Origin of the sequence: Dyella sedimenti (assembly GCF_022760995.1) — a bacterium.
Classification (GTDB): Bacteria; Pseudomonadota; Gammaproteobacteria; order Xanthomonadales; family Rhodanobacteraceae; genus Dyella; species Dyella sedimenti.
Genome location: NZ_JAKWJO010000003.1, coordinates 209,539 through 224,567 on the forward strand (window position 1 = coordinate 209,539; position 15,029 = coordinate 224,567).

The 15,029-nt window shown below is 67.5% G+C and carries 15 protein-coding genes; 1 reads left to right on the forward strand and 14 read right to left on the reverse strand.

Annotated elements, in window-relative coordinates; all coding sequences use genetic code 11:
• Positions 1 to 40 precede the first annotated feature (40 nt).
• A complete protein-coding gene (locus MJ605_RS08560; RefSeq protein ID WP_243041018.1) occupies positions 41 to 2,170 on the forward strand; it encodes an AAA family ATPase in 2,130 nt (709 codons plus the stop codon).
• A 49-nt stretch (positions 2,171 to 2,219) separates the two neighbouring features.
• On the opposite strand, the gene MJ605_RS08565 is transcribed toward MJ605_RS08560, so the two are convergent.
• From MJ605_RS08565 to MJ605_RS08630, 14 genes are all read right to left on the reverse strand, one after another.
• Complete coding sequence (locus MJ605_RS08565) at positions 2,220 to 2,675, reverse strand: lysozyme (RefSeq protein WP_243041019.1); 456 nt, start codon at positions 2,673 to 2,675, stop codon at positions 2,220 to 2,222.
• Positions 2,672 to 3,148 (reverse strand): hypothetical protein, encoded by a 477-nt coding sequence (locus MJ605_RS08570; protein WP_243041020.1) that lies wholly within the window; start codon positions 3,146 to 3,148, stop codon positions 2,672 to 2,674. Before MJ605_RS08570 ends, MJ605_RS08565 begins: the two co-directional genes overlap by 4 nt.
• Entirely contained in the window at positions 3,145 to 3,435 is a 291-nt protein-coding gene (locus MJ605_RS08575; RefSeq protein WP_243041021.1) for a DUF6127 family protein, read from the reverse strand. Before MJ605_RS08575 ends, MJ605_RS08570 begins: the two co-directional genes overlap by 4 nt.
• Positions 3,436 to 3,502: 67 nt before the next feature.
• On the reverse strand, positions 3,503 to 3,853 hold the full coding sequence (locus MJ605_RS08580; RefSeq protein WP_102042207.1) for a DUF2793 domain-containing protein: 351 nt from the start codon (positions 3,851 to 3,853) through the stop codon (positions 3,503 to 3,505).
• Complete coding sequence (locus tag MJ605_RS08585; RefSeq protein ID WP_243041022.1) at positions 3,853 to 6,054, reverse strand: phage tail protein; 2,202 nt, start codon at positions 6,052 to 6,054, stop codon at positions 3,853 to 3,855. Before MJ605_RS08585 ends, MJ605_RS08580 begins: the two co-directional genes overlap by 1 nt.
• Positions 6,051 to 6,323: a hypothetical protein gene (locus MJ605_RS08590; RefSeq protein ID WP_211226626.1), complete on the reverse strand. Its 273-nt coding sequence runs from the start codon at positions 6,321 to 6,323 to the stop codon at positions 6,051 to 6,053. Before MJ605_RS08590 ends, MJ605_RS08585 begins: the two co-directional genes overlap by 4 nt.
• On the reverse strand, positions 6,320 to 6,559 hold the full coding sequence (locus MJ605_RS08595) for a hypothetical protein (protein ID WP_017365809.1): 240 nt from the start codon (positions 6,557 to 6,559) through the stop codon (positions 6,320 to 6,322). Before MJ605_RS08595 ends, MJ605_RS08590 begins: the two co-directional genes overlap by 4 nt.
• 9 nt (positions 6,560 to 6,568) lie before the next feature.
• Entirely contained in the window at positions 6,569 to 7,366 is a 798-nt protein-coding gene (locus MJ605_RS08600) for a DUF2163 domain-containing protein (protein ID WP_243041023.1), read from the reverse strand.
• Positions 7,367 to 7,375: 9 nt separating this feature from the next.
• Entirely contained in the window at positions 7,376 to 9,067 is a 1,692-nt protein-coding gene (locus tag MJ605_RS08605; protein ID WP_243041024.1) for a hypothetical protein, read from the reverse strand.
• 7 nt (positions 9,068 to 9,074) lie between these two features.
• Entirely contained in the window at positions 9,075 to 10,067 is a 993-nt protein-coding gene (locus tag MJ605_RS08610) for a hypothetical protein (RefSeq protein ID WP_243041025.1), read from the reverse strand.
• A 6-nt stretch (positions 10,068 to 10,073) separates the two neighbouring features.
• The gene (locus MJ605_RS08615) at positions 10,074 to 11,006 is read right to left on the reverse strand and encodes a hypothetical protein (protein WP_243041026.1); all 933 of its coding nucleotides are present in this window, start codon (positions 11,004 to 11,006) and stop codon (positions 10,074 to 10,076) included.
• Positions 11,007 to 14,198 (reverse strand): tape measure protein, encoded by a 3,192-nt coding sequence (locus tag MJ605_RS08620; RefSeq protein WP_243041373.1) that lies wholly within the window; start codon positions 14,196 to 14,198, stop codon positions 11,007 to 11,009.
• A 2-nt stretch (positions 14,199 to 14,200) separates the two neighbouring features.
• Entirely contained in the window at positions 14,201 to 14,848 is a 648-nt protein-coding gene (locus tag MJ605_RS08625; RefSeq protein WP_243041027.1) for a DUF6441 family protein, read from the reverse strand.
• Positions 14,826 to 14,996, reverse strand: coding sequence for a hypothetical protein (locus MJ605_RS08630; RefSeq protein WP_201769617.1), 171 nt, complete (start codon positions 14,994 to 14,996; stop codon positions 14,826 to 14,828). Before MJ605_RS08630 ends, MJ605_RS08625 begins: the two co-directional genes overlap by 23 nt.
• Positions 14,997 to 15,029 lie beyond the last annotated feature (33 nt).

Sequence of the window (15,029 nt, forward strand, 5' to 3'; positions counted from 1 at the left end):
AAAGGCCACCGAGAGGATCAGACAAGCAAGGGGAAATGCCATGAAGGCTAAGCGGTTTCGAATCCAGAACTTCAGAAATATTGATGACAGCGGTTGGATCTTGCTTGATCAAGTGACAGCATTTGTTGGGCGCAACGAATCTGGAAAGACCACGCTCCTAAAGGCCTTGCACAAGTTCAATCCGGCGTCCACGGAGCCATACGACCCAATGCGCGAGTTTCCGCGCGATCGCTACATGCGGGATTTCGTCGGCGGTGGCTCGAAGGGCAGTGACTGGCCTGTCTGCTCCGTCGCCTTTGCGGTTGACGATGCGCTGAAAGCCGATATGGCGGATCTGCTGCCACCCGATCAGATCCCGCCGACCGAAGTGATTGCGACGCGCTACTACGACGGCTCCATCACATTCGAATACGAACCTGATATTGCCGAGCAACCCCTTTCGCCAGAGCCCGTACTTGCCGGACTGAAGGCTTTTGCCAGCGGCGCGCGTCGCCTCCGAGCACCGACGCCCGAGCAGGAAGAGGCAACTGCCGAGACAAGGAACGCGCTCGCACAGTGGGCGACTCAGTGGCAGGACAAGCTCAAGGGTTCCGCAGACCTTCGTGGTGACGCCGGGGCCAAGATGCTCGCCAAGCTAAAGGCGGAGGCAGAGACCAAGAGCAGCCCACAGACCGCCGATCTTGTCGAAGCGCTCCACGAGGCAGTTGATCCGGTTCTCGAAGCGGCCAAGGAAGGGCCAGTCCTGCCCAAGCTCGACAGCTTGATCGAAGACGCGCTTCCCGTTCTGATCTACTTCGAGAACTACGGTGTCCTTGACAGTGCGATTTATCTGCCGCGGTTCCTCGAAGACCTTCAACGTGATCGAAACAATCCTCGCGTACGCACGATCAATGCGATGTTCAAGCATGTCGCGCTCGACGCGAAGGACATAGCTGACCTAGGTGCGGAAGAAGCTAGGGCGCAACGTCAAAACGGCCAACAGCCAAACGCCGAGACCGTTGCCAAGGATCAACGGCGAAAAGAGGAGCGCGCGATCCGCCTCAACTCTGCATCGAACGACATAAGCACCCGGTTCTCTGACTGGTGGTCGCAGCGCCGGCACAAGATCCGCTATCACGCTGACGGCGATTATTTCCGAATCTGGGTCGCTGACGACCGAAGGCCGGATGTGGAAATCGAGCTGGAAGCCCGAAGCAAGGGATTCCAGTGGTTCTTCTCCTTCTACCTGGTGTTCCTCGTAGAGTCCGAAGAGGGGCACAAGGACGCAATCCTTCTTCTCGACGAGCCGGGGATGAACCTACATCCAACGGCTCAGCAGGAGCTTCTGGCCTTCTTCGAGCGCCTGGCCGAAAAGAACCAGCTCGTATATACGACCCACTCGCCGTTCCTCGTGGACGGCGAGCACATCTATCGCGTCCGCCCTGTCACGGAGGACAACACAGGCCACTCGCGGATCAGTGCCGACACATGGCCCAGAGACCGCGAGACCATCTTTCCGCTGCAAGCCGCCGCTGGCTACGCCATGTTGCGCGGCCTCTTCCAGCACAAGAAGAACGTGCTCGTCGAGGGCATGAGCGATTACTACTACCTTCACGCACTTAATCAGCAGTGCCGTGCGAAGGGTCTCCCCGCGCTTTCGGAGGACATCTACATCACGCCGTGCGGCGGGACTAAGCTCGTCGGTCACATAGCGGCCTTGTTCCTCGGGCAGGACGTTCGGCCCCTGATCCTTCTCGATTCCGACGAGGCTGGCCGAGTCAGGCGCGACGCACTTCTTAAGGAGTTGTATCTCGGGAAAGACAGCAACATCGTCATGCTCGACGACGCCTTACAACAGCCAGGAGCTACCGTCGAGATTGAAGACATCCTTGGAGAGGATGTCATCCTACCAGTCCTCAATCCTCTCTTGTCAGAGCCGCTTCGCCTGCCAGAAGAAGAAGGCAGGACCCGCAGCCTTCCCGATCGAATCAAGGCTTCCGCTAAAGAGAAGGACATCGACTTGCCCGATGGCTGGAAGACCACGGTCGCTCTTCAACTGGTTTCGTCGTGGTCACAGCAGGGCGTCGTGCTTCCCGATCCCGTGCTAGAAAGGGCCGGGAAGCTCTTCTTCGCCATCCAGGAACGCTTCGCAGCCTCGGCCCCTGCTCAGCTTCCCGCTTGGCTTCGCTGACTTCGTCGTTTGCAAGCGCATCTGCCTCAAGGAGTTCGAAGGTTAACGCTCACTGAACCAATCGAGCCTCGAGATTACGACGTGCTACGAGTCCTGGCAACACCTTCCCTCCGCCATATACCCACCGCCTCAGCTCGAGCGCGGCCGCCTTCCAGTCCCGCTCATTGACGCGTCGCCGCAGCGTCGAGGTCTGCAGCCGCCCCGCCCCCAGGTTGAAGGTGAAGTCCACGATGGCCGCCAGCCGCCCCTCCGGCTCCGCGGCCAACACCGGGCAGTAGCGCAGCGTGGCGGCGAGCGCCACCTTCAGATCCTGGGCGAGGTAGGCCTCCGCCTCGCCTTCCGTGATCGGCGGGTGCTTCGGATCGCACAGATGCCCGTAGCCGATGGTCCAGTAGCCGGCCGGGCACACGTACGGGTGTGCGCGGCCGGGGTCGTGCTTGGGCACGCGGTGGAAGCCCTCGAAGCGTTTGGCCAGGTCGATGGCCGCCTGGGGTACCTCGATCACGGCCGCACCCGGTCGAACACCCGGCCCAGGAACCAGAAGTTCAGGACGCCCGCCCACAGGGCCTGGTCGGCCTCGGTCCAGGCCGCCTGGATGGCCGGGATCCAGTCCGCCCCGGCCTCGACGGCGCCCACGAAGGCGGCGGTCTTGGCCGCGCAGTACAGCGCCATGAACCAGTAGGTGATGACGGGGCGGACGCTGCTGGAGAGCGCATCGGCCCAGCGGGCGCCCGATCGCTGTCCCTGCGCCGCCACCGCCTCGCGCAAGGTCTCGAGGGCCCCCACGTTCCAGGCGGCATCGGCCCCGGCGCCGATCTCGGCCATGCGCTGCGCACCGCGCAGCTTCTCGAACTCCAAGGCCTTGTCCTGCATGGCGAGTTCATGGCTGCGCTCGCCCTTGCGGTCGAACCATTTCAGGATCTCCGGCGCCAGACGGAAGGCCCCGCCCAGCAGCCCACCGAGCAGGGTCTCGATCATTGGCCACCTCCCATCAGCTTGAGCTTGATGACGGCGCCCGCGACCAGCGCCAGGAGGAAGCCAGTGGTGACGAGCCGGATCACGGTCTGCCAGGCGGTGTGCTTGGCGGCGTTGAAGGCTTCGAGCAGGCCGCGCAGCTCGCGGATATCGTGGGCGGCGTCCTCGCCGTCAAGGCCGACGTCGGCAAGGGCGCGCCTCGCGCCGCGTTCGGCTGCGCGTGCGAGCATCTCCTCGAACTCGTCGCGCGGCATGACGACCATGCCGTCTTGCAGAGTGGGTGGGCTCATTGCTGGTCTCCAGAAACGAAGAACCCGCCGGGCGGCGGGTTCGGTGGATGCAGTAAAGAGAATGCGATCAGACGGCGATGCCGGGGCTCCAGCCGGTCGCTTTGTAGACGGAGAGCACGCCCTCGTCCTCGACGAAGCAGGTCCAGCCGATCTTGGGGACGTGGTACTCCCACGCGCCCGCGATGCGCACCGCGATCTGGTCGGTGCGACCCGCCCAGGCGCCGGTGGCGGTTGCCGGGACGATGTAGCGATCGCCGTCCACGGGTGTCGCGGGTGGGGTGGCGAGATCGCGGTCCTTGACCGACAGCCCCACCACGGCGCCGAGCCGCTTCAGGTTGGCGTCCATGCCGCCGTTCCAGTTGTGTTCGCCCTGGGCCCAGCCGTAGGCGAGGCCGAGGTTCGGGTCATTCAAGGCCATCAGACACCTCCGTAGTAGTCGCCGTAACGCAGGCCGTAGCCGGTACGGTCGAATTCGATGACGTGTTTCTGCCAGGACACGTGGCCGTCGCGGCTCGCCTCGATCTCCACCTTGACGTGCGCGTTGACGCGCCCGAGGCCGGAGTCGGCGAGCTCCTGCGCCAGCGGCCAGGTGGTACCGTTACCCGTGATGCCGCTCACCGTGCGCGCGAGCTGCCCATTCTCGTTGTAGAAGCGCACGGTTGTGGTCTGGCCCGCCTCCGGCGTGATCGCCCCCTCGGTCTGCAGGACGAGGTAGGCGGTCTGGGACTGGCGGTTGCGCGTGGCCCAGCTTACGTTGATCTCGCCGGCTACCACGGTTGGATAGCGCTTGCCGTTGATCTGGGCGTTGCCGGGGCAGTACGGACGAATGAAGCGCTTGTCGAGTGGCAGGCTCATCTCCGTTGCCGCCGCCTCGGGCAGCGTGCCGCGTGCCGTGCGGGTGAGGAGCTTCACGCGCACCGTCTCGCCGGCGACGTACTCGGGCGTGAGGTAGTGGCGGAAGCCGTCGACGAACCAGATGCGGCTGCCTGCGGGGTGGCTCGCCGGCACCGTATCGAGCATCCCGCGCTCCAAGGTGACGGTCTGGGTCGCGAGGTTGAGCGACACCACCTTGAGCCATTCGCCGTCGATCACCGTGAGTCCTCCGGCAGTCACCTCCTCGAGGTCGATGCCGGAGGTCAGCCCCACGCTCACCTGCGCGGCCGACTGCGGCAGCATTGCCGTGAGAACCGCCGTGGGCGTGAAGATGCCGAAGCCCTTGTCGGCGAAACTGCCGCTGACGCGGGCCAGCGCCTTGAAGCCGAAGGCGTCCGACGAGGGGCGCGAACCGCAGGCTGCCACCAGGCCGTCGAGATCGTCGATGTCGCCGAGCAGGCTCTGGGACTCGCCGGTGAAGTCCTTGACCACCGACCAGTACGGCACCTCGAACAGGGTCTGGTGGGGGCACGGCGCCGGCAGGCTGGTCGGCTCCGTCCAGCCCGAGGGCGGCGGCGCCGAGTAGACCGACTGCGGCAGGCCGAAGATGTCCTGCACGCACTCCACCCGCACCGTGCCGTTCGCCAGCTCCCCGTAGGCGATGCGCGCGACGCGCATCACCATCTGGTCGATGCCGTAGGGCGGCCAGGAGAGCTTCACCACATCGCCGATGTTGAGGCCGGAGGCCTGGCGGTTGGCGACGAAGGTGCATTTGGCGAGGGGGCTTACGAGTTGCTTCAACTCGCGCATGGCCACCCGGTTGGCCAGCTCCGCTCGGCTGATGCCGGGGTAGTTGACCGTGGTCGCCACCACGCCGCCGTTGAGCTGCACGGCGGCGATGTCCTGCACTGTGACGCTGCCGTCCTTGTCCGTGACGCCGTCGCGGTAGACGACGGTCACCTGGTTGGTGATCTCACCCCAGGAGGGCCGCGTGAAGTCCTCGATGCGCAGGATGTTACTGGGGTCGAAGATCGGTAGACTGGAGATCGTGTAATCGTCGCGCGCGAGCTTGAGGGTGAAGAGCCCGGTGCGCGGATGGACGTAGAGCAGCCCGTCCACGTGCCTGAGCACCGACAGGATGAAGTCCTCGATGGTCTCTTCCTTGTTCCACAGCAGCGACAGCCCGAAGCCCTCGGCATGGAGCGTGTCGGCGGCCGCCGTGAAGCTGGCATCGTCGATGTCACTCGTCGGGTAACCCATGCCCCACTCGCCGTTGGTGAGGCACTCGCGCACGATGTGGGCCGGGTTGGCGTCGCCGGAGATCTCGGCCTTGGCCGCGTACCACTGCCTCGGCACCCGCTTGGCGCGCACCGACCATGACTTGATGTAGGGGTTCATGGCCGCCACCCACACCCGGCGCAGGATCAGCGACACCACGCCGCGGAAGGCCGGGATGTCGGCGCCGAGGCGCTCCTGCAGGTAGGCGTTCCGTCCCTGGGTCGGCCCGCCCATCAGGATGTCCACCGGCCCCTGCACGCCGCCCTCGCGCTCCTCCCCGCCGAAGAGATTGGGGTTGTCGATGGTGATCGTGGTGTTGCCGGTGACGTTGCCCGACCAGGCGACGCGCTCGCCCACCCGGATCTCGGTGATGGCGTCCAGCGGGCCGTGGCACAGGGCAAGGTGGGCGCCGAGGCCGTACCAATAGCCGACCGTGTACTCCTGACTGCCTTTGCCGCCGCCGCTCATCCTGCCTGCTCCTTCTGTGCGCTTCGCGCATCCCTCGCTGCGCTCGGGACCAGCACTTCGTGCTGTCCTGCGGCCCTTTGGGCCTTGTCGGCTTCCTCGGCGACGCGGATCGCCATCGCGTCACCCGTGGCGCGCAGCCAGTCGGCCGGGACCCCTCGCTCCACGAACTCGGCCCAGGTGTGGCTGCGCCCCTCGAACCAGCGACGCATGCCGCGGGCGCAGTAGCCCAGGGCACGGGCATGCTCCAGCCGAGCGATGACCTCGGTCACTTCTTGCCCCCGGAGGACTTGCGGATCGGCCGCACCTGCACGTCGCCGTACCAGACCACGTTGGGCCCGGAGATCACCCGCGTACCGAACAGCACCGGGATGGGGGCGTCCTGGGAGGCAATGGGCACGTCCTTGTCGCCGATCTGGCCCGGCTGGGCGTCCTGCACCTTGGGGCGCGGCGCGAGCAGCGCGGACAGTACCGTGGTGACGACCCAAATGATGATCTGTTGCCACATGGGAAAGCCTTACACGATGGCGTCGCCGGTGAAGGGGTTCTTCACCGGGATGAAGGGGAAGCCGCCGAAGTTGTCCAAGTTGCCGAACCTGTCCTTGCAATGCGCCATCGTGTGGTCGCAGCCGGCATAGAGCTGGACCGCATCGCCCGCCGTGAGGCCGACCATGGGCGCGACCAGGGTGAGGTCGATCCCGGCGTGACCGACGATCATGCGCGCGCCGGCGGTGGTGGCGAGCATGCCGCCCACGAAGTAGCCGTCCGGCCGGCTGGCGGCGGCGGCGACCTGGACGGTCACGCCGCTCACCGCCGCTACGGTGCCGTCCACGCGGAAGCTGTCCTTCAGCGCGCCGCATCCGCTGGAGTACAGCACGTGGCGGCACAGCAGCTGGTAGCGGGCGCGCAAGCCCGGCCGCTTCAGGCTCGAGGCGATGGGCTCGCACTTGAGGGTGGCCTCGGCGCCGGACAGCCGCGCGCCGGTGATCCGCCCCTTCCAGTAGGTGATGAACTCGGCGTCGCCGACATGGCGCCGGTAGAGAGTCACGCTCACCACACCCTCGGGCGGGGCGGCGAGAAATAGACTCGCCACGGCCAGGTCGCGCGGCATGCGGATCTCCAGCCCCAGCCGCGCGAGCTCGTTGCTCTGCTCGAGGCCGCCGCGCGAGATCGTCGCCGGTTGATAGGTCTCGGATTGGTAGTCCACCGCCGCCTGCCCCGAGGTGTAGAGCCAGCGCTGCGCGCCCTGGGAGAAGCGGTAGAGCTCCTGCGGTTGTCCGCCGTGGGCGGACTGTTCGATGCTCAGATAGCTCATGGTCTTAGCTCATGATCTCAACGTCCGGGTGGAGAGCTGCACGCGCGCCGTGGCGTCCGTCTCCCAATGCAGCTCGACCGCGTCCTGGTCGAGCCGGGCCAACTCCAGGTACGAGACCTGCAGGAACTGCTGGGGATCGAGGGTCACGCCCAGCGGCGCGTCCAGGGAGAGCAGCTCCTCGTCCTCGGAGATCTCGTTCGCCCCGGTGATACGGCGATGGAAGGTGCCGGCCGTGGTGAGGAGCCGCAGGTCGCGCCGCAAGGGATCGGCGGCGACGAAGCGGGCGTAGCCGACGTTGCGGACGACGAGGCCGGCATCCGTGGCCGCCACCGTGCGGCTGACTTCGAGGTCGGACTCGAAGGTCGGCAACCAGCAGGGATTCGCCCGTCCCGCGCGTGCGGCGAGCCAGCCCCGGAAGGCGGTCGCCTTGCTCCGGTCGGTGAGCAGCCAGGTCAGCGTGCGGCCGATGAGCGGGGAGCCCGACTCGTCGTCGAAGGTCGGCAGTCCCGTCCCGTAGTCGATGATGGAGAGGCGCCGAAGCCACCTGTCCTCAAGGTCGGTGCTCCGGTTGGGCCGCCAGTCGAACACCCGGTAGCCCTGATAGGCCGGGCCATAGTCGGCGACCGCGGGCGCCGTGATGTCCTCGATGCCGAAACGGCAGCGGCCGACGGCGATGGTGTCGGTGGGACGCGCCACGGCCACCTCGCCCTCGAGGCGGGCGAGCCGCGCCGGGAACACCCGCGTGCCGGCCGGCCAGCTCCCGGCCAGGGGGAGCTTGAGGGTCAGCGTGTTGCCGGCGATGGAGAGGATCTCCACCGCCTCGTGCCGCGTGTTGGAGCGCCACAGCACCGCCAGGCCGCCGGCGTGGTAGTCGCTGTTGGCGGCGTCCTGCACGGTGAGCGCGGTGCTGCCGACGGCGGCCTCGCCCGCAAGGGTGGAGACGTCGGTCCACACCGGCAGGCAGTAGATGCGTGCGCCCCAGGCGAACAGCAGGTGATCCAGCACCTGGGCGTCTCGACCCTCGATCAGGAATCCATACTCGAAACCGCGTCGCGGCAGCTGCCGCAGGCGCACCCGCTGCTCGGTGCCGTCGTAGGCCTCCAGCACCTCGGTGAGCCATTCCAGCCGCTCGGTGATCCCTTGCGACCAGTCCGGACGCATGCCGAAGACCACCACGCGGCGGCCGGTGACCACCAGCAGCGCGGTGAGCCCGCCGGCAAAGACGAAGCGGTAGGCGGCGTCGATCACCGGCGCCCCGCGCGTGCCCGCTGCGAAGGTGTAGAGGCGCGACTGCAGCGGCCCGAAGGCGAGCGGCGGCGCCGGCTGGCCCGAGAGCAGCAGCCCGTCCGTTCCGGTCTCGTCGATGGCATCGAGCGTCTGCGCGTCGAACCGAGCGTTCCACACCTCCAGCACCCGCTCGACCGGACTCACCAGGTTGCCGAGATCGATGGTCGAAGGGATGACGTGGATGCGGTGATACCAGTCGGCCCCAAAGATGGGCAGCAGAGCGCCGTTGACGCCGAGCCGCAGCTCGTCGACGGGCTGGGTGTCGAGTCGCGCGCCCGGACGCATGACCGAGCTCGCACTCGGGTCGAACGGAAAGGCGACCGGCACGCGCTCGGAGACCTCCGGCGAGCGCGACCAGGTCGGCGGCTCCTGGCGGGCGGCACCAGGCAGGATGGAACCGGGAAAGGTCGGCATGATCCGCTCAAGGGATGAGTCTCACGGCATAGCCGTGCACGCCGCTCTTGCCGTTCTTGGAGTGGGCCGGAAAGGCCATCCACTGCTCGGCGCCCAACGCGAAGGCCTCCGCCGGCGCGTAGTGGGTGATGTTGAGGTAGCGCAGGTGAGCGGTGTGGCCGAAGGGCGAGAAGAAGCCGGAAGGCCGCGCCACGAACAGGTAGAACGGCAGCATCGGCGTCACGCCGTTGAGAGTGTTGGGCACGTGACCCCACCAGTAGCGCGCCAGACTGTCGCGCGGCGTGCCCGTGCCCCGTTCCCACAGCGCCTTGGCGCGCTTGCCGGTGAGCGCCCAGTCCTTGCAGACCGAGTGCCAGTCGGTGGCGCCGTCCACCTCGGCGAGAACGAAGTTCGCGCCGCCGTAGTACTTGTAATCGTTGAACGGCAGGCCGAAGTGCCGGTCGTGGTCGTAGCCGAAGACATAGTCGTTGAAGCCGCTGTACGTATAGGTGTAGGCGTCCGGGCCGAACGCGCCCGACACGAACGCCCCACCGCCGTAGCTGCCGAACTTCGTGAGTTCCCCGAAGGCGAGATGGTGATAGACGCCGGGCGAGACCTCGGCCACACACATGATCAGTTCGGGCGTGGCGGCCGAGAGTAGGTGGTAGGTGTTGGCGGTGCCCACCTCGAACAGGCCGCAGGCTTCGGCGCGGTAGCTCGTGGTGTTGCTCACGTAGCTGGCGTTGACGATCGATCCGGGTTGATCCCACCAGGGCTTGCCGGCATCGAATCCCGTCGAGCCGATCAGCCAGATGCCGGTGATGGTGTTGTAGCGTGTGGAGAGGCGCTCATTCACCGCGGAGCGCAGATGGACGTAGAGCCCGCCCTTGGCGAGCGACAGGGTCTGCCCGGTGCCGTCGGGGGCCCAGCGCAGCTGGGTCCAGCCGTTGGCCACCGCGAACACGCGCAGGGCGTCGAGCAGCTGATCGGCGTTGGCGGAGGTACCAGTCTGGTAGGCCATGGTCGGTCACGAAAGGCGCAGCGCCCAGTAGTCGCGCACGCTGGTGCGATACACGTTCTGCACCACGAGGTGGTCCACGCCGCCCACCGTGATCAGGTTCTCGGCGGCGTTGTTGAACCCGGAGACGTGATAGACGCCTTCCAACTCGCCGAAGAGGTCGTGATCGGTGCCGGAGTTGTTCTGCGTGAGCACGATGGGCGAGAGCACGTAGGTGCCATCCGGCGCCTCGCGCAGGTTGCCGAGGTAGGTGTAGTTCGTCGGCCAGACCGGGCGCGGCCCGTCGTAGCGATACTCGGACGACGAGTAGGCGACGTTCTGGAACGGCAGCCAGGCGCCCGAGGGGCCGCGCAGCATGCAGGCGGTGTTGGCGTTGTTCTGTCCATCCTCGCCCGGGTCGACGAAATGGCGGTGGTTGGGCGAGGTCACGCTGTAGTTGCGGCCCCGCTGGCCGGTCATCGAACCGCCGACGAGCAGCGGGTACGGGTACTGACCCGGCGTCGCGTAGGGCAGGACGAAGCCCAGGTGCGCCGCCTGGTAGACGGTCGAGATCTTCGCCACCACCACGGCACGCCGGCCGTTGGCCACGAACCAGTACGGGATCGCTGTGTTCCAGAGCGACATCATCGGCAGCCAGCCGCTGATCGCGCCCGGTTGCGTATAGAAGTCGTTGGCCGGGTTGAAGCCGATGAAGCCGTTCAGGTCCCACATGTAGTAGCCGGCCGTGGCGTTCTCGTAGGCCCGGATGCCGCAGTAGATCTCCTCGGCACCGGCCAGGCCGGGCGCTTTGAGGATGAGCTCTTTCGTAGCGGCGTCCGTCGTCCAGCGCAGCGCCTGCCACTGCTGGCCCGCGGCGACCAGATTCGGGTGAGTGGTGAGGAAGGCATGGAAGCGGTCCAGCAGATCGCGGTAATCGCTGGCCGTGCCGATTTCGAACGCCATTTACGCAAGCACCTGTCTGACGGCTCCCGCATTGCGTTGCAGGATGTTGAGGATGGTCTTCTCGCCCGCGGACGAGTTGAGATAGTCGGCGGCCATCGCCGGGTCGATCACGTTGACGATGCGCACCGCCTGGCCCTGCGGTTGCGGGGGCGGCGTCTCGGGCACCAACCCGCCGGCGGCGAAAGCGAGCCGGGGCCCCTGGATGCGCGGTCCGCCTTCGATGCCGTTGATCGCCTCCAGGAACGCCACGCCCACGCGCTTCACGGCGGCGGCATTGACTACGTACTCGCCGGCGGAGAGTCGTGCCGGGATCGAGTCGCTGGTGGAGGTGCCCGGGCCGGTGACGTAGCCGCCGCCGGCGAAGCCCTGGAACAACGACGAGACCAGCGATCCCAGGCTGAACCCGCCCGCGCCGCCGCCCCCGAACAGGCTGCCGAACAGCGCCTCGGCGAGCTTCTGCGAGGCGATGCGGTTGATGGCGGCGAGTACCGAGCGGGCGAAGTCGGCGAAGGCGTCCTTGGCCGATTTGGCGCCGCTGCCGATGGCCTCGAACATCTGCGCGAAGCCGTCCTGCACCGCCCCGTCGATGGCGACCGCCACGTCGTCCACCACGAGCTTCACCTGCGCGATCTCGTTCTTCCAGGCCTGCACGCGCGCCGCCGCCTCGGGGCCGATGGCTGTGGCGGCGGCCTCCAGTTGTGGCAACAGTCCTTCCAGCGCCGCCCCGGTCTCCCGGTGCAGCGCGAGGATCTGCTGGCGGGCCTGGGATTCCGTGAGCAGCCCCGACTGGCGCTGCAGGTTGATCGACTCCTCGGATGCACGCATCCGGGCGAGCGCGTCGTTGAACTGGCGCTCGTAGTCGGCGAGATCGGCGGCCGCCGACTTGACGTCGATGAGGCGCCCGACCGTGGCCACGCCTTCGGTGTCGCCCTCGGCACGCAGCCGCTCGATCAGCGTCTGGTACTGCCGCTCGATCGCCGCGCGTCGATCCTGGCTGGTCGCCGCCCCGGTGAGGTCGAGCAGTTCGTCGCGCACCTTGGCAAGCTCCTCGCGCAGCTCGCGCTCGGCCTGGGCGGCCTTGCGGGCATTGGCGACCTCGACGTCCGCGCGCTTGTTGTTGAGGACGGTGAGCTCCGCTTCGAGCTTGGCGACCTCGGCTTTCGCCTTGAGGCGTACCGGTTCGTCCTTGCCGGTCCTCTGCAGGCGCTGCTGCTCCGCGAGCGAGACCTGCACGCGCCGGATCTCCGCATCGATCTCCTGCTGCTCGATCCGGGTCTTGGCCGCGTAGTAGTCCTTGAGCGAGATCAGCCGGTCTTCGAGGGAGGCATCCAATGCCCGCGCCTGACGGTCCAACGCGTCCTTGAGGAGCTTGAATTCGGCCTCGGCCTGGGCCTGCACGAGGGCGAGCTTCGCTGCTTCGCCTCCCTTGTCGGGGGCGGACAAGGCCTGCGGCTGCGGACGGCCGAAGACGCCCGGCTGGGTTGGCTCGGGGCGGATGCGCCGGGCGATGGCTTGCGCGGCCTCCCCGACGTAGTCACGCGTGACGGCGTCGCGCACGGCTCCGGCCAGCTCCTTCCCGAAATCCCGCACCTCGCCGAGCTGGCGGCCGAGTGCTGCGCGCAGCGACTGCATCGAGAAGTCGCCGCTGAAGGCCGCGGCCACGTCCTGGCCCAGGGCCTTCGCCAGCTCCCCGATGTCGGAGAAGGCGTTACGAAAGCGCTCGACCAGGAAGGCGGCCGTGATGCCGACGACGCTGCCGATGGCGTTGAACGCGCCGATGACGACATTGACCATCGCGCGGACCGCCGTGCCGATGGCGTTCAGCGCGCCGACCATTGCCGCGCGCACGCGCGCCCAGGAGAGATCGTTGGTGCCGACCAGCCTTCCTAAGGCTCTGACGACTTCGCCGACCTTCTCGACGACCAGGTCCCAGGCGGCGGCGACGATCTGCTTGATCGAGGCGGTCCTGCCGCCGAACTCGACCACGGCGTCGCGCGCCGAATAGAGTGCGCCCGCGAGCAGCCCCGCGGCGGTCACGATGACGCCGATGGGCCCGCCCAGGAGCGCGAGCACCCCGCGCAACAGACCCGCGGCGCGACCGAGCAGGGACGTGGACGCTACTGCCTGAGCCACGGCACCGGAAGCAGCGGTGGCTTGCAGCCGGGCCTTGGCCGCATCCGCGACCAGCGCGCCGGTGGCAAGCCCTTGCGCACGTGCCTGAGCCAAGGCGGCATCGGCGAGCCGCACCCGGGCGAGCGCCTCGGCTTCCAGCGTGCGCAGGTTGGCCAGGCGCGCGGCCGCTTCCGCCCGGGCGGCAGCAACACTGGTCGCGAAGGCGCCGGCCATCCGCCCGAACGCGGCGACCAGCACGACACCGGCCAAGTCGATCAGCAGTTCGAGATGCCCGGCGACGAGCTGGATGGCCTGCGCCAGTCCCGCCGTCAGACCCGAGCTCGCGTCGCGTTCGCCGAAGGCTCGCTGGAAGGCGTTCTTGAGGCGGGTGAGCGCACCCGACACCGTATCGGGGAGGCTCGCGTACTCCTCGGCGAGGCGCGTCCGCTCCTTGAGCAAGGCGTCGAGCACGGCCTTCGAGGTGATCTTGCCTTCCTGCGCCAGGGCCCGCAGTGAGCCGAGCGGCACGCCCATGCCGTCGGCGATGGCCTGCGCCAGGCGCGGCGTCTGCTCGATGACGGAATTGAACTCCTCACCGCGCAGCTGGCCCGAGGCGAAGGCCTGCCCCAGCTGCAGCAGGGCACCGGCCGCCGCGTCGCTGGATGCGCCGGAGAGCGACACGGCCTGCCCGATGGCGTCGGTAGCCGCCAGCACGTCCGCCTGCGAACGCCCCAACGCCTGCACCGAGGGTGCGAGCCGCGCATAGAGGGTGATGGTCTCTGCCAGGGGCGCGCGGTTTTTCTGGGCGATCTCGAAGAGGGCCGCGTCGGCGCGGTTGAACTCCTCTTGCGAGGTGACCGCGAGCTTGAGGCGCGCCTGCAGGTTCTTGTACTGGTCGGCGACCTCGACCAGTTCGCGCACCCCCAACCCAAGGCCGATCGCGCCGCCGATGCGTGAGAGTACCTGGCCGACCTGGGCGGCTTCGCCGCGCAGGCGGGCGAGATTTCCCTGTACGGACTGGAAGGCCCGTCGCGTCTCATCGACGGCGGTGATGAGGATCTGGGCACGGTTACCGGCCACGTTCAAACCTTCGACATTGCTTTACGGATGGCCGCCGTCAGGCGGGGAAGATCGCCTCGCACCGAGCGGGCGAGGTCGAACCGTTTTCTCAAGCTCACACGTCGCACGAGCACGGCGATGGGAATCTCCTGGCCGCGCCGCACGCGCCTGGCGCCGGTGCGCTCCCGCTCGGCACGGCGAAAGCGCGCGAGCGGCTGGGCGTTCTCGGCGATGTTCTCGGCCATCAGGATCTGCTGGCCGTTCTTTTCGATGAAGAAGGCGTTGCCGGAGCGCATCAGGGCATCGATCACCCGAGCGAACGCCTTGCGCCCGATGCGCCGGTGCTGCGGCAGCAGCGGGACGAGCATCCGCCCCCGGATCGTTCCGCCCCGTTCGTGGATACCCAGCCAGGGCACTTTCGAGCCGATGTAGAGGGCCGGGAATTCCTCGGCCTTGCGATCGAACACCTTGGCGTGCATCGAGCGGAGGAACTTCGGCTTCACGACCTTGAAACCGGCGCGCATGTCGCTCCGCACCCGTTCGCCCATCGCCTTGCCGGTGTCGCGCATCGCGCGGGCCACGGCGGTGTGGATCGCCTTGCGGGTGTCACCTTGCCAGGCGCTGAAGCGCCGCCGATCCAGCAAGCCCTCAGCGACCAGATCGATCTTCATCACGCATGCCCCGATGGAGTTCGGCCTGGAGCTCACGGATGCCGTCGCGACTGCCCTGAGCGGCAGCGGTCATGACGGCAAGCCGGGTGGCGAGCCGTTCGTGTTCGAGGCGGCGATCGGCGGCGAGGAAGGCGTTCAGCTGGCCCAACGTGTAGCCGAGGATGTCCGGGTAGCGGTGACC